This window comes from Novosphingobium sp. 18050, assembly GCF_902706195.1.
Lineage (GTDB): Bacteria > Pseudomonadota > Alphaproteobacteria > Sphingomonadales > Sphingomonadaceae > Novosphingobium.
In genome coordinates this window covers 1-19,860 of sequence record NZ_CACSJO010000048.1, presented here as the reverse complement: position 1 = coordinate 19,860, position 19,860 = coordinate 1, and the positions used below count along the sequence as shown (strand labels likewise).

The window sequence follows — 19,860 nt, the reverse complement described above, 5'->3', positions numbered from 1 at the left end:
CCGTTTTGTCTCGTGGGCTCGGAGATGTGTAAAAGAGGCAGGGCTCGCATAGCGGGGGGGCGGGGGGCACCTGCCGGCCGGCGAAGAAGCCGATGCAGGCGACCACGATGACGCCGATCGCGGCATGTTCGACATTGATCCAGCCGGCGACGATGGTGCCGGCCAGCACAGCGATATAGGTGCCCGCCTCGACCAGCCCGGTGCCGGAGAGGACTTCGCCGTCGCGCAGGTGCTGGGGCAGGATCGCGTACTTGATCGGGCCGAAGAAAGTGGAATGCACCCCCATCGCGAACAGCGCGACCAGCATCAGCGGCATTGCCACGCTGTCCAGCGAAGCACCCTGCCACGCCAGCGCCAGTCCGGCGCCGCCGATAAGCATGATGATGATCTCGCAGCCCTTGATGATGCGGATCAGTTTTGCCTTGTCGCGCATGTCGGCCAGTTGCCCGGCGAGCGCGGAAAGCAGGAAAAAGGGGAGAATGAAGATTGCCGAGGCCAGCGCGCTGAAGCGGGCCTCCTGCGCTTCGGAGTGATACACCTCGTATACCACGAAGAGAATCATCGCGTTCTTGAACAGGTTGTCGTTGAACGCGCCGAGCAGCTGGGTGACGAAGAGGGGAAGGAAACGTCGGGCCCGGATGAGTTGGGTCGTCGTGGTCATGATCGAAACGTGCCGCCGGCGTTTGAAACTCTGGAAATTCTGGTCGTCGCGACACTTAATGCGGTGGGGCGGGGGCACAACCCCCGTTGAGCACTTTATTCCCGTCGCAATTGCGGGCTATGGCGGTGACACCATGCTTACTCTGCCGAACATCCTCACCCTTTCGCGCATCTTCGCGGTGCCGCTGCTGGCGTTCCTGCTGTGGTGGCCGAAGTGGGAGTTCGGCTATGGCCTTGCCTTCGGGCTATACTGCCTGATGGGCATCACCGATTATTTCGACGGCTATCTGGCTCGTTCCAGCGGGACGGTTTCGAAGCTGGGCGTGTTCCTCGATCCCATTGCCGACAAGATCATGATCGCCGCGGTGATCCTTGTGCTCACGGCCCAAGGCATCCTTCGGGGCCCCTACGTGGGCGACGCGCATGTAATCGCGGGCCTGGTTATCCTGGTGCGCGAGATTGCCGTCTCGGGCCTGCGCGAGTTCCTTGGGGGGCTACAGGTTTCGGTGCCGGTCAGCCGCCTGGCCAAGTGGAAGACGACGTTCCAGTTCATCTCGCTGGGCGCGCTGATCCTGGGCGTCGCGATGCCGTGGTGGAACCTCTGGGTTGCCGGGCTGGAAATCAATGTCCCGCATACCGTTGGTCTCACCACCTTGTGGGCTGCGGCGGTGCTGACGCTGGTGACTGGCTGGGACTATATGCGCGCCGGTCTCAAGTACATGGACTGACGGCGTGCATGCGTGTTGCGCAATTGTAAACCGGCAGTGCGATCCTCGCGCTTGGCTGCGGCCGCATCGACCCTAGATCGCAGGCTCGGCAGGGTAGGTCCTGCGGCAAGGAGCCTGCCATTACCGCCACTAGCCCCTCTATGACGATGGCGACACCCGCCGCATCGGCCAGCCCCATGGGCAAGCCGCTGATCTTTGCACTGGCCGCCGCGGCCGGGCTGACCGTCGCCAATATCTATTACAACCAGCCGATGATCGGTCTGATGGAGCGCGACGTCACGGGCGGCGCGATCACTTACGTGCCGACCGCGACCCAGCTTGGCTATGCGGTGGGCCTGGTCATGCTGGTGCCGCTGGGCGACCTTGTCGAGCGCAAGCGGCTGATCGTGCTACAGTGCCTGGCGCTGACGTTCGCGCTGGCCCTCGTGGCCATCGCGCCCAGCGCGGGGCTTGTGCTGGCGGCATCGCTAGGCGTGGGCCTGCTCGCGTCGGTGGCGCAGCAGATCGTCCCCTTCGCTGCCAATCTTGCGCCCGATGAGCGGCGCGGCGCGGTGGTCGGCACGGTCATGGCCGGGCTGCTCTGCGGTATCCTGCTGAGCCGGACCCTTGCGGGATTCGTCGCCGGTGTTTTTGGCTGGCGCGAAATGTTCTGGCTGGCGGTGCCGCTCTGCCTGTTAACGGCAGGGCTGATGGCGCTGATGTTGCCGCGCAGCCGTCCGCAGTCGACAGGCATGACTTATGGCGGACTGCTGGGCTCGCTATGGGCGCTGTGGCGCGAGTTTCCGGCGCTGCGACTGGCGGCCTATACCCAGTGTACCCAGTTCGGCGTGTTCAGCGTGTTCTGGACGATCCTGGCGCTGCGCCTGCAGGAACCGCGCTTCGGTATGGGACCCGAGGCGGCGGGCCTCTTCGGCGTGCTGGGCGCTGCGGGCGTATTGGCCGCGCCTATCGCCGGGCGAATCGCTGACCGCAGGGGCCCAGGCCGCGTGATCGTCATGGCCAGCGCGCTGACGCTGGTATCGTGGCTGATCTTCGGGTTGTGGCAATCGATCGCCGGATTGGTGGTGGGCGTGCTGCTGATGGATTTCGCGGTGCAAGCCAGTCAGGTCTCGAACCAGAGCATCATTTATGCCCTGCGCCCCGAGGCACGCTCGCGCATCAATACCGTCTATATGGCGATGATGTTCCTGGCCGGCGCCGCCAGCTCTGGCGCGGCGACGGCAGTGTGGCACGGCTGGGGCTGGAGCGGCGTATCGGTGCTGGGCACCGGCATCGCGGCGGTCGGCCTTGCGCTGCAGGGGCTACGGCGCAAGGGTTAAGCCCTTGCGTGGATTGGGCATTCCCAAGGCGCGGTGCATCGGCATCCTGGCGCCTTGGTATTGGTCACCCCGCGCGCAGTTCGTCCGCCAGCAGTCGGAATTCGTCCGAACGTGGTGAGTTCTTGCGCCATACCAGCGCGATCTCGCGATTGGCGTTGGGCGATATCAGCGGACGCGCCACGACGTTGGTGCCGTTGAGGATCCCCGCATCCAGCGCCATCTCGGGCAGCATCGTCAGGCCCAGGCCATTGTCGACCATCTGGACCAGCGTGTGCAGGCTGGTGCCGATCATGGTCGCGCTGGCCCGCAGTTCCGGCCGGTTGCACGCAGCAAGCGCATGGTCCTTGAGGCAGTGGCCATCTTCCAGCAGCAGCAGGTGGTGCTCGTCGATGATGTCGGCCCCCACTTCGGCGGGCGGCATGCGCGGATCGTCGCCGGGGAAGGCCACGAAGAAGGCGTCCAGCTCGATCGTTTCCTTCTCCACCTCGCCGGTGGTGTAGGGCAGGGCGAGCAACACGCAGTCGGCGCGGCCGTGGTGCAGCGATTCGACGGCGGCCTGACTTGGCTCCTCGCGCAGGAACAGCTTGAGGTTGGGGCGCTCGCGCCGCAGGCGCGGCAACATACGCGGCAGCAGGAACGGGGCGATGGTGGGGATCACGCTCATCCGCAATTCGCCAGAGAGCGGCTTGCCGCTCGACTGGACGAGGTCGGAGAGTTCCTCGGTCTCGCGCAGGATGCGGTGGGCCTTGGCGACTACGGCATTGCCCAGCGGGGTGAAGCGCACGGCGCGCTTGGTCCGTTCGACCAAGGTGACGCCAAGGAGCATTTCCAGGTCGCGCAGGCCCGCAGAAAGCGTCGATTGCGAGACGAAGCAGCCATCGGCGGCCCGGCCGAAATGGCCATGCTCATGGAGCGAGACGAGGTACTGGAGCTGTTTGAGCGTGGGCTGATATACGGTCACGGGCTGCCTATCGCATGAACCGCGCGGGGACGCCAACTGTTAGCGCGTCGTCAGCCTGCGGGCGGACCTGGAAGTCCTGAAAAATCGGTGGGGAATAGTCATTCCGTATTGCGCGCATTACTGGCGGGCACAGGCCATGCTAACTCGCGGATATGGAAACCGTTTTTCGCATCCTGCGGCGATTGTTGCGCCCGATTCGGCACCGGCCCTGCGCTTACGGCGAAGTGGATTGCGTGCTCCGTTCGCCTTGCGAGAAATGCTGGAGCGACAGCTACCCCTGAGAGGCCTTGCACGATGCCCGCGTCCTCATGGAGAATGCGCTGTCACGCATTCTCCATGACAGGGCTTACGCCTCGCCGGACTGCTCTTCGTCAGCCAGATCTTCGCCGATCTGTTCGTCGGCCCGCTGTTCATCAAAAGCATCTGCCTTTTCGGCAGCGGCGGCCTTGGCGGCATCGTCGACGTGGGTCATCTTGAGTTTGCCGTTCTCCACCGCGAAGGCGAGCTTGCCTTCGACCAGGTCGAGCGCATCGCGGCCGAACACCTCATAGCGCCAGCCTTCCAGCAGGCTGAGGTTCTTGCGCACGCCGGCGGCCAGAAGCTCCAGTTCGTCGCTGCGGGCAAGCAGGCGCGAGGCAGCGTCTATTTCCCGCGCGCGGATCTTGAGCAGCAGCTTGAGCAGGTCGGCAACCAGAGTGCCTTCCTTGCCCAGCGGCGCGCCGCGCGGGGCGCGGGCGGGCATTTCGTCGTCGGGCAGGGCTTCCGCCTTGGCGAGGACGTTCATCAGGCGGCGTCCGATATCGTTGTCCTTCCAGCCTTGCGATAGCCCGCGCACCTTGGCGAGGTCGCCTTGCGTTTTGGGCGGGTGGCTGGCGATGTCCGCGATCGTTTCGTCGCGGGCGATGCGGCCACGCGGGATGTTCTTGCCCTGGGCTTCCATCTCGCGCCACTCGGAGATGGCTTTCAGGCGGCCGAGAACCTGCGGGTTGCGGCCAGGCGCCTTGATCCGCTTCCACGCCTGGGCCGGATCGTTGCGGTAATGCTCGGGGTCGGCCAGCTTTTCCATTTCCTGGTCCAGCCACTCTCCGCGGCCCGTCTTGATCAGGCGCTTGAGCATCTTGGGGAAGATCTTGGAAAGGTGGGTGACGTCGCCGATGGCATATTCGATCTGGCGGTCGGTCAGCGGGCGGCGCGACCAGTCGGTGAAGCGGGCGCCCTTGTCGATCGTCAGGCCCTGCCACGATTCGACGAGGTTGGAATAGCCGATCTGCTCGGACTGGCTGATCGCCATCATCGCGATCTGGGTGTCGAAGATCGGGTGCGGCGTGCGCCCCGTGAAGTTGAACACGATCTCGACGTCCTGGCCGCCCGCATGGAAGACCTTGAGGACGTCCTCATTGTCGGTCAGCAGGTCCCACAAGGGTTTGAGGTCGAGATCGGGGGCGAGCGGATCGACCGCCGCCGCTTCCTCGGTATTGGCGATCTGTACGAGGCACAGCTCGGGCCAATAGGTGTTTTCACGCATGAACTCGGTGTCGACGGCCACGAAATCGGATTTCGCAAGGCGCGCGCACAAATCGGCGAGTTCTTCGGTTTTCGTTATCAGCGGGTGAATTTTCATTGAACAGGGGCGTTACGCCTAACGGCCTGACGGATCAACGCCCCGTGTAGGCCTTTTCTCGCATGTTTATTTCCGGCGCAGCAGGCGCCGGATCAGGTCCCGAACCAAATTGGGCTTCTCATGCGCGGCGAGGCGGGCAATGCTTTCGGCTGTGACGAACTGGCGGCGCAGCTGCGACCCGGTGGTGTGAATGCCCGGCGGCGGCAGGTGCCATGCCTCGGCGTCCTGCCCGGTATCCGCTTCCGGATCGGCAAGCTGGCGCAGTTCGAGCAGGGCGCCGAACTGCGGCTGCGGTTCCGACGGGGCCGCGACGGGCGCATCCGCCCATTGAGGATAAGCCGTGGTTTCGGCGGGTTCATCGCTGTCGATGAGCCGTTTGTGCACTTTCGCATCCAGATCGTTGTCTGCAAGCATCGGTGATTCTCACTGGTAACTGTTGGGCGACCCTTGGGAAACAGCCTAGCACGGCAATGATTTATTTCGCGTTACCGCTCCGGCTGCGCATGCGGGGCGAAAACCACGTCTGGAAATCGCCGGCACACTCGACTAGGGCCGCCCACTATCTGAATTAGACTATTTGAAGAGCACGAACCCGCCATGACCCATCCCTATCGCTCTCACACCTGCGGCGCTCTCGGTGCGACCGAGGTTGGCCAGACCGTCCGCCTTTCGGGCTGGGTACACCGCAAGCGCGACCATGGCGGCGTCCTCTTCGTCGATCTGCGCGACCATTACGGCCTGACCCAGATCGTCGCCGACACCGACAGCGAGGCGTTTCCGCTGCTCGATTCGCTGCGCATCGAATCCGTCGTCACCATCGAGGGCAATGTGAAGGCGCGCGCCGCCGGCACCGCGAACCCGAACCTCGCCACCGGCGAGATCGAGGTCTACGCCCGCGCCGCCACGGTGATCAGCCGCGCCGAGGAGCTGCCGATGCCGGTGGCGGGCGAGCAGGAGTACCCTGAGGACATCCGCCTCAAGTACCGCTTCCTCGACCTGCGCCGCGAGACGCTGCACGCCAACATCGTCAAGCGTACGAAGATCATCTCGGACATGCGCCGCCGCATGGAAGGCATTGGTTTCACAGAATATTCTACGCCGATCCTGACCGCTTCCAGCCCCGAAGGCGCGCGCGACTTTCTGGTCCCCAGCCGCATCCATCCGGGCAAGTTCTACGCGCTGCCGCAGGCGCCGCAGCAGTACAAGCAGCTGCTCATGGTCGCCGGTTTCGACCGTTACTTCCAGATCGCGCCGTGCTTCCGCGACGAAGATCCGCGCGCCGACCGCCTGCCGGGCGAATTCTACCAGCTCGACCTGGAAATGAGCTTCGTTACCCAGGAAGAGATCTGGGAGACCATGGAGCCGGTGCTTCAGGGCATCTTCGCCGGTTTCGCCGAAGGCAAGCCGGTCACCCCCTCGGGTGAGTTCCGCCGCATTCCGCACGCGCAGTCGATGCTGGACTATGGTTCGGACAAGCCGGACCTGCGCAATCCGCTGCTCATCAAGGACGTGAGCGAGCACTTCGTCGAATCGGGCTTCGGCATCTTCGCCGGCATCGTCGCCAATGGCGGCACGATCCGCGCCATCCCGGCGCCGGGCGCAGGCGCGGGCAGCCGCAAGTTCTTCGACGACATGAACAACTGGGCACGCGGCGAGGGCTTCTCGGGCCTTGGCTACATCAACATCAAGGACGGCGTCCCCGGCGGCCCGATCGCCAAGAACCACGGCGAGGAAAAGACCGCAGCCCTCATCGCGGCGCTGGGCCTTGGCGCCAATGACGGCGTGTTCTTCGCCGCCGGCAAGGAAGAGCAGGCTGCCAAGCTGGCCGGCCTTGCGCGTACCCGCGTGGGCGAGCAGCTCGACCTGATCGACAAGGACCGCTTCGAGCTGTGCTGGATCGTCGACTTCCCGTTCTACGAATGGGACGAGGACAACAAGAAGGTCGACTTTGCGCACAACCCGTTCTCGATGCCGCAGGGCGGCATGGACGCGCTGGAGAACCAGGACCCGCTGACCATCAAGGCATTCCAGTACGATCTGGTCTGCAACGGCTTCGAGATTGCTTCGGGTTCGATTCGTAACCAGTCGCCCGAACTGATGGTCAAGGCGTTCGAGATGACCGGCCTGACACAGGCAGACGTGGAAGAGCGCTTCGGCGGCCTTTATCGTGCGTTCCAGTACGGCGCCCCGCCTCACGGCGGCATGGCAGCGGGCGTGGACCGCGTCGTGATGCTGCTGTGCGGCGCGCAGAACCTGCGCGAAATCTCGCTGTTCCCGATGAACCAGCGCGCCGAAGACTTGCTCATGGGTGCCCCGACGCCCGCCGAGCACAAGCAGCTGCGCGAACTGCACATGCGCGTCGTGGAGCCGACGAAGCAGGCGGCTCCGGCAGCCGGCAAGGTTGTCGCCCCCGACGCGGGGTGAGTTGAAGGCCGTCGTCCCGGATCAGGTCCGGGACGACGGGCCTGCATTCCATGGCGACCTGATGACAATAACCAAATAGGTTCCATATCCTGTCATCCACTCCGGTCGTGCGCCTGGACCTGTCCATCGCGGCTCCGGCCCGCCGCCCGGCCTCGGACCCGAGGAACCGCGCCGCGCGCTGCGGCGTTGCCCCTCCATGCAGCACATCTCCCTCATCACCCTGGGCGTCACTGACGTACCTCGCGCCAAAGCCTTCTACCGCGAAGGATTCGGCTGGGAGCCGGTCTTCGAGCAGGACGACGTGGCCTTTTTCCAGATGAACGGATTCGTTTTCGGGCTGTGGGACAAGGCCCAGCTCGAAGCGGATATGGACCGCCCATGCGCGCCGGCGGGCAGTTTCGCGCTGGCGCACAACCTCGAAAGCGCAGAAGCGGTCGACGCAAGGCTGGCTCGGCTCGTCGCGGCGGGTGCGATGCTGCTGCGGGCTGCGGATGCCCCCGCGCATGGCGGTTATCGTGGATATGTGGCCGATCCCGATGGCAATGCATGGGAAATCGCTTGGAATCCTGCATGGACCGTGGATAACGCAGGTCATGTGGCCTTCGGGGTTTAACCCAAGCCCCTTGCCAGCGCGCCGCCCAGTGATTAGGGCGGCTGTCGAATTACCAATCCTCCGAATTTTTGAAGGGGTCTATACACATGAGCGATACCGCCGATCGGGTTAAGAAGATCGTCGTCGAGCATCTGGGCGTTGAAGCCGAGAAGGTCACCGAAGACGCAAGCTTCATCGATGATCTGGGCGCAGACTCGCTCGACATCGTCGAGCTGGTCATGGCCTTCGAAGAAGAATTCGGCGTCGAAATCCCCGACGACGCAGCCGAGAAGATCAGCACCGTCTCCGATGCCATCAAGTACATCGAAGAGAACAAGGGCTGATTCAGGCTGCCGCCGCTGACCCTTCGTCCGTTTGCGCGGGCGAATGGGGCACGGCGCACACCCGGATTGAAATCGACAGGCTCGACCTCTAAGGGGGCGGGCCTGTCGCCGTTTCGGGCAACTATTCTGTTTCAGGCAGCCGCAGTCTCGGGCATTCGCAAATTTTCGAATGATCGCAGGCTTCGGGCAAATCGCATGTCGGAGAGCATAATGCGTCGCGTCGTCGTAACCGGACTTGGTCTTGTCACCCCGCTGGGGGCTGACGTCGAAACGACCTGGGCCAACATCCTTGCCGGCAAGTCCGGCGCCGGGCCGATCACGAAGTTCGATGCCTCGGACCAGAAGTGCCGCATCGCCGCAGAGGTGAAGCCGGCCGATCACGAATATGGCTTCGATGCCAACAAGCGCGTCGACCACAAGGTTCAGCGCCAGGTCGATCCGTTCATCGTCTTCGGCATCGATGCCGCGGGCCAGGCGATCGAAGACGCCGGCCTCACCGAGATGGACGAGGAAACCCGCTACATGGCCGGTTGCTCGATCGGTTCGGGTATCGGCGGCCTGCCGGGCATCGAAAGCGAATCGCTGGTCCTCGCCGCCAAGGGGCCGAGCCGCGTTTCGCCGCACTTCGTCCATGGCCGCCTCATCAACCTGATCTCGGGTCAGGTTTCGATCAAGTACGGCCTGATGGGCCCGAACCACGCCGTCGTCACCGCCTGCTCGACCGGCGCCCACTCGATCGGCGACGCTGCGCGCATGATCAAGGACGGCGACGCCGACATCATGCTGGCCGGCGGCGCGGAAAGCACCATCTGCCCGATCGGCATCGCCGGCTTCGCGCAGGCGCGGGCCCTTTCGACCTCGTTCAACGACGAGCCCGAGAAGGCCAGCCGCCCTTACGACAAGGACCGCGACGGCTTCCTGATGGGCGAGGGCGCTGGCGTCGTCGTGCTTGAGGAATACGAGCACGCCAAGGCACGCGGCGCGAAGATCTATGCCGAAGTCATCGGCTACGGTCTGTCGGGCGATGCCCACCACGTTACTGCGCCGCACCCGGAAGGCTCGGGCGCGTTCCGCTCGATGGCGATGGCGCTGCGCAAGGCGGGCCTTGAACCCAAGGACATCGACTACATCAACGCCCACGGCACCTCGACCCCGCTGGGCGACGAGCTGGAACTGGGCGCGGTGCGCCGCCTGTTCGGCGACGCCATCGACAACGTCTCGATGAGCTCGACCAAGTCTGCGATCGGCCACCTTCTGGGCGGCGCGGGCGCTGTCGAGGCGATCTTCTGCATCCTGGCGATGCGTGACCAGATCGTCCCCCCGACGCTGAACCTCGATAACCCGAGCGACGGCTGCGCGGGCGTCGACCTGGTACCGCACGTCGCCAAGAAGCGTGAAGTGCGCGCCGTGCTGAACAACAGCTTCGGCTTTGGCGGCACCAACGCCAGCCTGGTGCTGCGCCGGGTAGAAGACTGACACCGATGATGTCCCGGCGTGGATGCGTTCTGGCAGCGGTCCTCGCCGTGGCTATCATCGGAGCCTTGTGGAGCTTTCTTGGCGGCTGGTACGGTTCCGGTCCGCTGGAGAAGGACCAGCACTTCACCGTTCCCAACGGCGCCAGCCTGGGTGTGATTGCTGACAGGCTGCAGGAAACAGGCGTGATCCGCTCGGCGAGCGGGTTTACGCTGCGGGCCCGCGTTTTTGGCGGCGGCGGCGGGATCAAGGCAGGCGAGTTCGCGATTCCCGCCCACGCCAGCGCATCGCGCGTGCTGGCGATCATCTCCAGCGACGATTTCGTGCGCCGTCTCGTCACCGTGCCCGAGGGCATGCCCTCGATCATGGTCTACGAACGGCTCAAGGCGCAGACCGCGCTGACGGGCGACGTGACCTCGCCCGCCGAGGGCTCGGTCCTGCCGGACAGCTATCCCATCGAAAGCGGCGAACCGCGTGAGGCAGTGCTGCGCCGGATGCAGGCGGCGATGAGCCGCACCATCAAGGAACTGTGGGACAAGCGCGCGCCGGACCTCGTCGTCAAGACGCCGGAGCAGGCGCTGATCCTGGCCTCCATCGTCGAGAAGGAAACTGGAAAGCCCTCCGAACGCCGCATGGTTGCCGGGCTCTATTCCAACCGTCTCAAGACCGGAATGCTGCTTCAGGCCGACCCGACGATCATCTATCCGATCACCAAGGGCAAGCGCCTGGGCCGCCGCATCCTCCAGTCGGAGATTCAGGCGGTCAACGACTACAACACCTATACGATGGTCGGCCTGCCCAAGCACCCGATCACCAACCCGGGCCGCGAATCGATCGCGGCGGTACTGAATCCGGCCAAGACCAATGCGCTCTACATGGTCGCCGACGGCACCGGCGGACACGCTTTCGCCGACACTTTGGCCGAGCACAACAGCAACGTCGCCAAGTGGTTCGCGATCCGCCGCCAGCGCGGCGAACTGTAAGGCTTCAGCGCAGCGTCCCGTCCGCTGCCTTGCGGCGGGCGTAGAGCAGCGAGGCGAGGGTGATCGCGAAGATCACGGCGGGGAAGATCGCCGTCGACCAGCCCTTGGCCGCGACCATGCCGAAGCCCAGGAAACTCCAGCCGAACTGGACAACCACGCCCGCAAGCGAAAGCGCGAAGCATATCCATGCCGCCTTGCGCCGGGTGAGCAGAAGCACCGCGCCCAGCGTACCGAGCCATACCGCGGCAGCATAGGCGATCCAGGCCCATCCGGGCATGGAGCGGAAGGCATCGGCAGTGACGGGGTCTGACCTGGCGAGACTATCGAGGTCGGCGCTGGCCTGCATGACATAGGCGATATCGCCGAGCAGGTTCCAAGCCAGGATGGCTGTGGCGATGATCCAGAATGCGCGCATGACGTTCTCCCCGGCCCTGCAACTTTCCGCGCGATGAACTTTGCGCCGCACCGGGCATTCTGGCAATCGGGATCGATGGCAGAAGCGGCGTGAGCAAACCTGTACCCGACTGGATCGCGACCGGCCCGCGCAAGGCTGGTGCACCGCTGCTCGTCACCGCTGAACTGCCGGACGACGTACTCGCCTGGACCGACGCCCTGCGCCGGGCCCACTACCCGCCCGAGCGCAACCGCCTGCGGGCCCACGTCACCTTGTTCCACGCTCTGCCGCCGTCGGTGGAGGAAGAACTGATCGACGTGCTGCGCGCCCTCGCCAGGGCGCCTGCGCCGCCAGCGCGAATCTGCGGACTGATGAAGTTGGACACCGGCACCGCGCTTGCGGTGGAGAGCGCGGCGATGGTCGAGCTCCACGGCGCCATCGCGGAGCGGATGCACGGCCTGCTGACCCAGCAGGATGCCCAGCCGCTGCGCCTTCACGTGACGATCCAGAACAAGGTGACCACCCAGGCTGCCCGCGCGCTTCAGGCGGAACTGGGTGTGCAATTGCAGCCCGTTTCCTTTCGCTTCCGGGGCTTCGGGCTCTATGCGTGGGAGGACGGATTGTGGCGCCCGATCCGTGTTGTCACCTTTCGTGGCTAAAGGTGCTTTTTCAGTGTTGACCGATGCCAGTCACTTACCTAAGGACGCGGCCTGCACCGCAGCAACGGTGCACCAGATCGAGCCATCCTGCGGGACGGCCTTGATGTGGCGGAGTAGCTCAGCTGGTTAGAGCAGCGGAATCATAATCCGCGTGTCGGGGGTTCGAGTCCCTCCTCCGCTACCACTTTTCAAAAATTTAGCAGTATCCCGGGAAGTGGCCCGTACCGGGGTGCGGGCGGCTACGGCAAATGGCGTATTTGGCCTTATCTGGCTTCATCGACCGAACCTAGGTCTTTCATTGGCCTGCTTTTCTGCCTCCTCATCCGCGCGGCGTTCCGCTGCGGCGTCGACGAACAGCATCACGAGTTGGAAGCCGTTCGCCTTGCGCAGCGTCTGGAAGGCGAGCTTGGGCTGGCGGACGTCCCGGGCGATCGTAAGCCAGTCGCGCACGTCGGCTGAAGCCCAGGCTGTTCCATCGTCCGCCCCAGCAGCGCCGACCGCTTCGGGCGCGGTATCTCCGGAACGCACGCAGAGCGCTGGGAATGAGCGTGACGGCCTTGTGAACCGAATTGTACCGTCCTTGATGAACACGAATGCGCATGTCGTCTGGGTGAGGTCGGCATAGCGGCTGACTGCTGCTTCCAGCGTGACGCCGTAAGCGGCGGCGATGGTAGGCAGGTGGGTGACGGTCGGCTTTCCGAGGTCGGTGACGAAGCGGGCGAACAGCGGCTTGGGCATCAGCAGTCCGGCGGCAAAGCGGTTGGCCTGCATCTCCTCCTTGCGGCGGGGCGTATCGCGCCGGTTTTCTGCCAGATCGCGGGCTGTGCAATGCCTGTCCCCGCGCTGCGCCTTGATGAGGAAATGGCCGAGTTGATGCGCAATGGCAAAGCGGCGGCGCGGCGCGGAGATGCCTGCTGCCGTCGAAATGATGCCCTGTGTCTTGGCGATATCGGCCATCAGGGCGCTCGCAGCGCCTTGAGCATCGAGGTCGTGAAATTCGGTGATGCCTGCACTGCGCGCGATGGCTTCGACGTCTATCGGTGCGCTTAGCTGCGGATAGTGCCTCAGGATCGCCGCAAGCAGCGTCTCAGGAGAAGCGCAATTGGCGAGGTCTTTCAGCAGGGCAGCATTTTTCATTCCCCAGCCCGTATCGCAAACGCGAGGGAAGCGCGACAATCGCGGTGACCTGGAAGCACTTAGCTGCGCCCGGAATCCTGGAATTCCGGGAAAAGGGCTTCTACTGCGGCCTGCAGGTCGACGGGGCCGGGCAAGAGGCCATGGTGGTCGAGCAATCCGTTCACCATCTGCGCCCTGTGCCGACCTATGCCGGGAAGGGCCTCCAGTCCGGGGAAATCCGGGTCGGCGATGCTCCGCGCCAGATCGCCCAAGGTCCGAAAGCCGGCTGCCTTCAAGGTTTGGCGCAAGCCGGACGGCAGGACCGACTGGCTGATGAGCAGATCGCGATCTGTGGCGTCGGGGTCTTTTGCACGCAGCCTTGTGCGCGATGCCTTTGCCCGCTTCAACGCGCGGCGGATGCGGGCAAGCTGGTTGCCGGTAAGGGCCAGTTTGCGGGCGATTTCTCGATAGGAAAGGCCGGCCGCGCGCATTTCCCGCGCCTGCTCGAGGTCGAAGTTTGCCTGTTTGGCCTTGCTCAGCATCGCAGCGTCAGGTTGCGGGCGGCTGCGGCGCAGTGTCCTTGCGGCCGCCATCCTCGATCGCCGTGCGGTCGCTCGACAGAAGCTCCAGCCGCTGGGCCACGGTGCCGATGTCTATGCCTTCGTCGCCGAAACGTCGCAGCAGGACGAGGAACACATTGCTGCGGGCGCGGTAGACATCGCGCGGCGAGGCGACGTGGGCGAAGCAGTTGAACAGGATGCGCCCGTCCGCGATGGAATCGACGAATGCCGCCGGACCGGGGGTCTCCAGCACTGCCGGTTCAGCCGAGAATGTACCCAGGACGATCCCCAGGACCTTGTCCACCTCGGTTTCGAGGGGCACCGAGAACTGGATCTGGATACGCCCGAGCGGGCTCGAAAGCGTCTTGTTGAGCACGGTCTTGGTTATGAGTTCGGAATTGGGGACGATCAGCGTCGAATGGTCGGCGAGGGTGATCTCGGTGGAGCGCACGCTGATGCGTTTGACGTCGCCTTCGTCGGTGCCCACGCGCACCCAGTCGCCGATCTTGATGGGGCGTTCGGCAAGCAGGATCAGGCCCGAGACGAAGTTCTGGGTGATCGCCTGAAGGCCGAAGCCGATGCCGACCGACAGCGCCGAGAGCAGCAGCGCGATCCGCTCCACTCCGATCCCCAGCGAGGCCAGTGCCCAGATGATCGCCAGCGCAATGCCGACATAGCGGGCGACCAGTCCGGCTGAGTTGCGCGCAGAACCGTCGAGGTCGGTCGCCGGAAGATAACGCTTTTCCAGCCAGCTCATGAAAGCGCGAACAAGGGCGAGGCCGACCGTCAGCACCAGCGCCGAGCGGATGATCGCACCCGGCGAGATGGCGACGCCGCCGATCTCGATCCCTTGCGCGAAAGCACCGAGCCGTCCGAAAAAGCTGCCGATCCCGCCGCCGCCGCCGAACGGGGTCATCAGCATGCCCAGCGCGACCAGCACGAGAAAGATGCGCAATGCGCCCGAGATCAGGACGCCGAACTGGTCCACCAGGCTGCCGCGCAGGCCCACGCTGCGGGTGAGGGCGATGCCCAGCGGGCTGTGGCGGCTGAACACCGTGGTCGCAGCGTCGTCGGCGGTGCCCAGCAGCAGGTAAAGTGCCGCAGCCAATACGGCGATCCAGATGATCAGCCGGGCGATGAACACACTGAGGCCGACATAGCCACAAGCCAGGGCGAACAGGGCGGTGAGGACGAGTGCCCAGGTCACCAAAGTGAGTACGGCCAGTCCCGCCCCGGTGGAGGACGTTTCCACGCCGACGTCGTCTGCGTGTTCCTGAGCCGCTGCGTCTGCGCGCAGACGGCCGAGCAGGAGCAGGAAGGAGCCGATCCACAGCAGATGGACCAGCGCCTCGGCCATTTGCCAGGCGGCGAGCGCGGTCGGACTGGCACCCACGGCCTGGTTGAAGGCATCGAGCAGGATGCAGGCGAAGGCGATGCCCACCATAATCAGGATCAGCGGATGGACGCGGCGGGCGGTCTCATCCGCGATCGGTGCGATCCGCCATGAAGGCTGCTTGCGCATCAGCACTGCGCCGGCAAGCGAAGCAATGAAGGCGGCGAACCCGCTGGCGGCGACGAAGCCATCGAGCAGGTCGTCCCAGCGCTTCGGGAACAGGCCGCCCCAGCGCAGGCCCTGTACCAGCACGAAGGCCGCCAGCAGCGGGGCCGCTGTACCGACGAATACGCGCCACAGCGCATAGAGCGAACGGCGGACACGATGGCCGGGTGCAGTCCCGATCAGGTAGCGCTGGCCGAACTCCCGTCCGGCGACCCGAATCGGGAACATCAGCGCAAAGGCCAGGGCAACGCCCAGCAGCGCCTGCCACGGCAGCCCGCCTCGCCAATGCTGACCGATCTGTTCGACGCCTTGCGACACGAACAAGTCGACGCGCCGCATGTCGCGCGGGGCGGCGGCCAGCAGGTGGCTCCAGAAGGTGGGCGAAAGCGGCGATTCGACGCGCGTCGACAGGGTTTCGTTGAGCTGCTCGGCCTGGCCACGGTCCAGTTCCCCGATCAGCTGCTGCGCTTCGACATCGGCGAGCCTACCGCGCTTGGCGGCGGCGTCGACTGTCGCCCGGGTCTTGGCGAGGCGTGCACGCTGCTGCTGGATATCGGGCGCTTCGGCGACGCCTTCGGTGACAGGACCGAGCCCGGCAACGCGGGCATCGATGAGCGCGATCTGCTCTTCCAGCTGGCCCCCGGCGGTCCGGGCGGCTGATTGCGCGGCGAGAGCTTTGGTACGTAGCGCGGCGCGTTCTTCGGCGTCGACGCGGGTGTCGAGGGCACGGTCGACATCGCGCAGGTCCGCTTCCGCCTGCTTGATCTGGCTGGACTGCTCTGCCGTGGACGCGACCTGGGCATGGGCCGCGCCTCCCGTGAACAGGAGAAGGGCAAGGATCAGGCGGTAGAGGGCGCGCATTCGTGAAATCTCGAATTGGGGGAGGCGGGGCGCAGCGTGAGCCGCTCGAAGCGATTTGTGCAAGTGCCAAACGGCAGGGGCGCTGCGCCTTGCGGTAAAGGCGGCGGGCGGCGGTTCATACCTGCAGGCGAACCCCCTCGGCCAGCGGCTTGCCATCCATGAAGTCGCCGATGCTGCGCAGCGTGGTGGCGGCGATCGCGGTAAGGGCTTCCTCCGTCAGGAAGGCCTGATGCCCGGTCATCAGCACGTTGGGGAAGGTGAGGAGGCGTTGCAGCACGTCGTCGTCGATGATCTCGCTCGACAGGTCGTCGAAGAAGATGCCCGCTTCCTGTTCGTAGACGTCCAGCGCGACGCCGCCGACCCGCTTGCGCTTGAGTGCCTCGATGAGGGCAGCCGCATCGATCAGGGCCCCCCGGCTGGTGTTCACGATCACCACGCCGGGCCGCGCGGTCGCCAGTACCTCGGCGTCGATCAGGTGGCGGGTGTCGGGGGTGAGCGGGCAGTGCAGCGATATGATATCGGCCTCGCGCAGCAAGACCTCGCGCGGGACATAGCGCACGCCGATGTCGACCAGTGCGGGATCAACGACCGGGTCGCTCGCCAGCACTTCGCAGCCGAACCCGGCACGCAGCGCGCGGGCGACCAGCGCACCGATCTGGCCGGTGCCGACGACGCCGGCGGTCCGCCCGTGCAGGTTGCGTCCTACCAGTCCATCGAGCGCGAAATTGTTGTCACGCACACGCGACCAGGCCCGGTGAATCTTGCGGTCGAGCGAGAGCAGCAGGCCGATGGTGAATTCTGAGACGGCATGGGGTGAATAGGCGGGCACGCGCACCACGGTGATGCCCCGCTCCCCCGCCGCTGCGAGATCGACGTTGTTGTACCCCGCGCAGCGCAGCGCCACGATCCTTACGCCCAGCGCGGCGAGCTGTTCGATTACGGGCCGATCGACCACGTCATTCACGAAAACGCAGACCGCCTCGCACCCTGCCGCCAGCTGCGCAGTATCCCGGCCCAGCGGCACTTCGAGGAAGCGCAAGCTGAACCGGTCGGGCCCGGCGGCGGCCAGGAAGTGCCGGTCATAGGTCTTGGTGCCGTAGATCGCGATGTCCATGGGGCGGCAGGGTAGTTCCGTCCGATGGCGAAGTCGATCAGGGAAGCATTCCGGCTCGTCCCATGTTCGTTGGCGTCCCGCCGTCGCTCCTGCGAGGGGCGCGCCTCACGCGCCGGATCAGCACGGTTTGTGTCTTCGCACCATGCGTTTCAACAATCGGTCGATACCCATAGGGTCGTGCGGTAATGCAGTGCGCTCGACAGCCATTGCCGCTTTTCGGGCATGCTGCCGAGGCAGCGGAACCAGCCGGTGTCGGCGATCACGTCGTCACATACCGGGTTCACGTAGGCAATGCGCAAGGGGCGGGAGGCGCTGACCGTGCGGCGGTCGTGCCTTGCCTTGTCCAGGACTTCGGCGACGATCTGGTGGCCGAAGCTGTGGAACATGTAGATCAGGGTCGTGCGGCTGAGGTCGTGGTCGAGGACGTTGCCCTGGAAAAAGGCGATGTCCTTATTTTGCAGGCGGCTGGCCGTCCGGTTGCTCTGCGCCTTGCCGGCGAGCGCCGGGATCAGTTCGACCCCCTCCGCCCGCCGTGCGCCGCGATGACTGGCGGCGAACACGACGCGGCCCAGTCCGCAGCCCAGATCGGTGACGGTATCGTCCTCCTGCAGGGCCGCCAGGGAAAGTACGTCGAAGATGTCGCGGTAGGGGGAGGGGATATAGTGGAGATACCATTCGCGCTCGCCCGGAGCGCCGGACCCCGGGTGATGTCCGAATGTGCTGACGCCCAGGCGCCAGTCCCATAATTCGTCAGCGGGCTGGAGCAGCCTCGCGCTGAGGTTGCGGTTGCGAAGGCTGGCCAGCATTTTACGCCCTTCCTGCTTTGCGGGAGCCGGGCGCTGCGATCATGCGCGCCCGGCCAGATGCGCGAGGGTTTCGGTCATCCGGCCCGAGATTGCCGCCAGCATATGATACCGGCGCCGGTAGAGGCCGCGTTTTCGGGGTGGAATCTGGTCCGGCGTGCGCAAGTTGGCATGCAGCGGCAGCTCGAACATGGTCTCATCGATGCGTACCGCGCCGCGCTCGAGCCAGACATCGTCGTAGCAGGCCCGCACATCGTCCCGGCTCTGGCCGAAGTAAGGATCGCGGTGCTGCTGGTACGCGTCGGATACGAGGAGAATATGGGACACGGCAAGGCTGGCGCACAGGGTGCGGAACAGTTCGATGAGCAGGTCGCGCGGGCGCATGCCGTGGGCGGCCCGGGTCAGTTCACGGTAGCGTTCGAGGATGTCCGGGAGGTGCCGGGGGCTGCGCCCCTGCACCGCGCCGACATGGGCGACAAGGCCGCCTTCCTCCTCGCGCAGGGCAAAGGCGATCGAGAAGATGCGGTCAGTATCGAGGAACAGGCTGAGGACCATCGGTCCCTCGTCCTTGAACCAGATGGCCTCGTCCAGCACCAGCCGCAGCCCGGGATGGACATCGTCTAGCAGGCACAAGGTGACTTCGCGGTCTTCGTGGGGATCGAACAGCCATCGCAGCTTCACCATGGCTTCGTAGTGGGTGAGCAGCTTCGTCAGCCGGGTGCGCGTGTCCCAGTTGGTGGACTGGTAGGGCCGGATAACCGCGTCCAGCATGCTGGGCCGGGCTTGCATGCGGCGATGGAAGGAAGTGGCTTTTCGGGCACCGGCACGGGGGTCGAGCAGGTCCTGATGGCGCCATCCGGCATAGATGAACTGGATGCGTTGGAGAGTAGTGCTGACAAGACCGCCCTTCGCCACAATATTGGATGTGCGGAACAGCCACGCAATATAGAGAAGTATCGCCGAAATACTCGATATTGCCGCCAGCGGGTAAAAGATGAGATATTGCGTGATCTTGAGAATCCACATGAGAGGGTTCTTGATTCCCCTGTCAAAGGCCTTGCGGTCCCGATCGTTCCTGGTGATCAGAATTTCGAAATTTCCAGACTCCCTCGCTGGAAATGACGGGCTGACGGGTGCTGTTTGTTCATGCCATCACGGTCGCACATCGGTCCCGAGGTCGATATACGGCTAATATACTAGGCAGATTAAACCATCAGTTCGTCGCACATTTACCGTGGCTTGGCGGTTGTCACGGGTAGCGATCAGTCGTCGGGTTGGGAGGCGCGGGCGTTGAGCTGCGCCCAGAGCTTTTCCGTTCCGGCTTCCTGCGCCTTGTTCACGTATTGCGAGGCGACCAGCCAGCCCTTGATGTATTGCAGCGGCACCACGCACCCGATCCCCAATAACGGGAACGAGGTGAGCAGGTGAACCCAGAAAGGCGGTTCGAACTTCACCTGCAACCAGACCGCGAAAAAGGTCAGCGGAAAGGCGACGATGCACAGCGAGAAGAACGCCGGGCCGTCGTCCGGCGCGGCGAAGCCGTAGTCGAGGTCGCAGTCAGGGCATTTGTCGTTCAGCTTCAGCCATTTGCGGAACATGCGCCCCTTGCCGCAGCGCGGGCACAGGCCCTTCAGGCCGCAGTGGAATATCCAGCGGCCCTTGCTGGGCGCGGCATCGGCCTCTCCCTGGG

At 64.8% G+C, this 19,860-nt stretch carries 20 protein-coding genes and 1 tRNA gene; 9 read left to right on the top strand and 12 right to left on the bottom strand.

The genetic code is table 11. The features are described 5' to 3' along the window. Positions 1 to 661 (bottom strand): MFS transporter (locus GVL61_RS23595; protein ID WP_368667150.1); only part of this gene is annotated, 661 nt, incomplete at its 3' end. A gap of 133 nt (positions 662 to 794) precedes the next feature. Here GVL61_RS23595 and pgsA point away from each other — a divergent pair. Together pgsA and GVL61_RS23585 are read left to right on the top strand one after the other, a co-directional pair. Continuing rightward, a complete protein-coding gene (pgsA, locus tag GVL61_RS23590; RefSeq protein WP_159983583.1) occupies positions 795 to 1,388 on the top strand; it encodes a CDP-diacylglycerol--glycerol-3-phosphate 3-phosphatidyltransferase in 594 nt (197 codons plus the stop codon). 146 nt (positions 1,389 to 1,534) lie between these two features. Continuing rightward, positions 1,535 to 2,707, top strand: a complete 1,173-nt coding sequence (locus GVL61_RS23585) for an MFS transporter (RefSeq protein WP_159983589.1) — start codon at positions 1,535 to 1,537, stop codon at positions 2,705 to 2,707. Positions 2,708 to 2,771: 64 nt separating this feature from the next. On the opposite strand, the gene GVL61_RS23580 is transcribed toward GVL61_RS23585, so the two are convergent. From GVL61_RS23580 to GVL61_RS23570, 3 genes are all read right to left on the bottom strand, one after another. Then, positions 2,772 to 3,668, bottom strand: coding sequence for a hydrogen peroxide-inducible genes activator (locus tag GVL61_RS23580; RefSeq protein ID WP_159983581.1), 897 nt, complete (start codon positions 3,666 to 3,668; stop codon positions 2,772 to 2,774). A gap of 346 nt (positions 3,669 to 4,014) precedes the next feature. Beyond that, positions 4,015 to 5,289, bottom strand: coding sequence for a ribonuclease D (rnd, locus tag GVL61_RS23575; protein ID WP_235037877.1), 1,275 nt, complete (start codon positions 5,287 to 5,289; stop codon positions 4,015 to 4,017). 66 nt (positions 5,290 to 5,355) lie between these two features. Beyond that, a complete protein-coding gene (locus tag GVL61_RS23570) occupies positions 5,356 to 5,703 on the bottom strand; it encodes a hypothetical protein (RefSeq protein WP_159983579.1) in 348 nt (115 codons plus the stop codon). A 183-nt stretch (positions 5,704 to 5,886) separates the two neighbouring features. On the opposite strand from GVL61_RS23570, the gene aspS reads away from it, so the two are divergent. The 5 genes from aspS (at position 5,887) to mltG (ending at position 11,105) form a co-directional block, all read left to right on the top strand. Then, entirely contained in the window at positions 5,887 to 7,713 is a 1,827-nt protein-coding gene (aspS, locus tag GVL61_RS23565) for an aspartate--tRNA ligase (RefSeq protein ID WP_159983577.1), read from the top strand. Positions 7,714 to 7,909: 196 nt separating this feature from the next. Then, the gene (locus tag GVL61_RS23560) at positions 7,910 to 8,326 is read left to right on the top strand and encodes a VOC family protein (RefSeq protein WP_159983575.1); all 417 of its coding nucleotides are present in this window, start codon (positions 7,910 to 7,912) and stop codon (positions 8,324 to 8,326) included. Between the two features lie 86 nt (positions 8,327 to 8,412). Beyond that, a complete protein-coding gene (locus tag GVL61_RS23555; RefSeq protein WP_007679564.1) occupies positions 8,413 to 8,649 on the top strand; it encodes an acyl carrier protein in 237 nt (78 codons plus the stop codon). A 210-nt stretch (positions 8,650 to 8,859) separates the two neighbouring features. Continuing rightward, entirely contained in the window at positions 8,860 to 10,125 is a 1,266-nt protein-coding gene (fabF, locus tag GVL61_RS23550) for a beta-ketoacyl-ACP synthase II (RefSeq protein ID WP_159983573.1), read from the top strand. 5 nt (positions 10,126 to 10,130) lie between these two features. Next, positions 10,131 to 11,105: an endolytic transglycosylase MltG gene (mltG, locus tag GVL61_RS23545; protein WP_159983571.1), complete on the top strand. Its 975-nt coding sequence runs from the start codon at positions 10,131 to 10,133 to the stop codon at positions 11,103 to 11,105. Between the two features lie 4 nt (positions 11,106 to 11,109). Here mltG and GVL61_RS23540 read toward each other — a convergent pair whose 3' ends face one another. Next, on the bottom strand, positions 11,110 to 11,520 hold the full coding sequence (locus tag GVL61_RS23540; protein WP_159983569.1) for a sugar transporter: 411 nt from the start codon (positions 11,518 to 11,520) through the stop codon (positions 11,110 to 11,112). 89 nt (positions 11,521 to 11,609) lie between these two features. Here GVL61_RS23540 and GVL61_RS23535 point away from each other — a divergent pair, with 89 nt between their 5' ends. Both GVL61_RS23535 and GVL61_RS23530 read left to right on the top strand, forming a co-directional pair. Then, positions 11,610 to 12,158, top strand: coding sequence for a 2'-5' RNA ligase family protein (locus GVL61_RS23535; protein WP_235037876.1), 549 nt, complete (start codon positions 11,610 to 11,612; stop codon positions 12,156 to 12,158). 107 nt (positions 12,159 to 12,265) lie between these two features. Beyond that, positions 12,266 to 12,342 (top strand) — tRNA-Met (locus GVL61_RS23530). An 89-nt stretch (positions 12,343 to 12,431) separates the two neighbouring features. On the opposite strand, the gene GVL61_RS23525 is transcribed toward GVL61_RS23530, so the two are convergent. From GVL61_RS23525 to GVL61_RS23495, 7 genes are all read right to left on the bottom strand, one after another. Further along, positions 12,432 to 13,295: an ImmA/IrrE family metallo-endopeptidase gene (locus GVL61_RS23525; RefSeq protein WP_159983567.1), complete on the bottom strand. Its 864-nt coding sequence runs from the start codon at positions 13,293 to 13,295 to the stop codon at positions 12,432 to 12,434. Positions 13,296 to 13,354: 59 nt separating this feature from the next. After that, the gene (locus GVL61_RS23520; RefSeq protein ID WP_159983565.1) at positions 13,355 to 13,816 is read right to left on the bottom strand and encodes a hypothetical protein; all 462 of its coding nucleotides are present in this window, start codon (positions 13,814 to 13,816) and stop codon (positions 13,355 to 13,357) included. A 7-nt stretch (positions 13,817 to 13,823) separates the two neighbouring features. After that, positions 13,824 to 16,253 (bottom strand): DUF3772 domain-containing protein, encoded by a 2,430-nt coding sequence (locus tag GVL61_RS23515; protein ID WP_159983563.1) that lies wholly within the window; start codon positions 16,251 to 16,253, stop codon positions 13,824 to 13,826. Between the two features lie 115 nt (positions 16,254 to 16,368). Continuing rightward, positions 16,369 to 17,367: a 2-hydroxyacid dehydrogenase gene (locus GVL61_RS23510; protein WP_159983561.1), complete on the bottom strand. Its 999-nt coding sequence runs from the start codon at positions 17,365 to 17,367 to the stop codon at positions 16,369 to 16,371. A gap of 149 nt (positions 17,368 to 17,516) precedes the next feature. Beyond that, positions 17,517 to 18,173 carry a hypothetical protein gene (locus GVL61_RS23505; RefSeq protein WP_159983559.1) on the bottom strand — a complete coding sequence of 219 codons (657 nt, stop codon included), beginning with the start codon at positions 18,171 to 18,173 and terminating at the stop codon, positions 17,517 to 17,519. Positions 18,174 to 18,212: 39 nt separating this feature from the next. Further along, a complete protein-coding gene (locus GVL61_RS23500; protein WP_159983557.1) occupies positions 18,213 to 19,196 on the bottom strand; it encodes a DUF535 family protein in 984 nt (327 codons plus the stop codon). A 236-nt stretch (positions 19,197 to 19,432) separates the two neighbouring features. After that, positions 19,433 to 19,819, bottom strand: a complete 387-nt coding sequence (locus tag GVL61_RS23495; protein ID WP_159987298.1) for a DUF983 domain-containing protein — start codon at positions 19,817 to 19,819, stop codon at positions 19,433 to 19,435. Positions 19,820 to 19,860 lie beyond the last annotated feature (41 nt).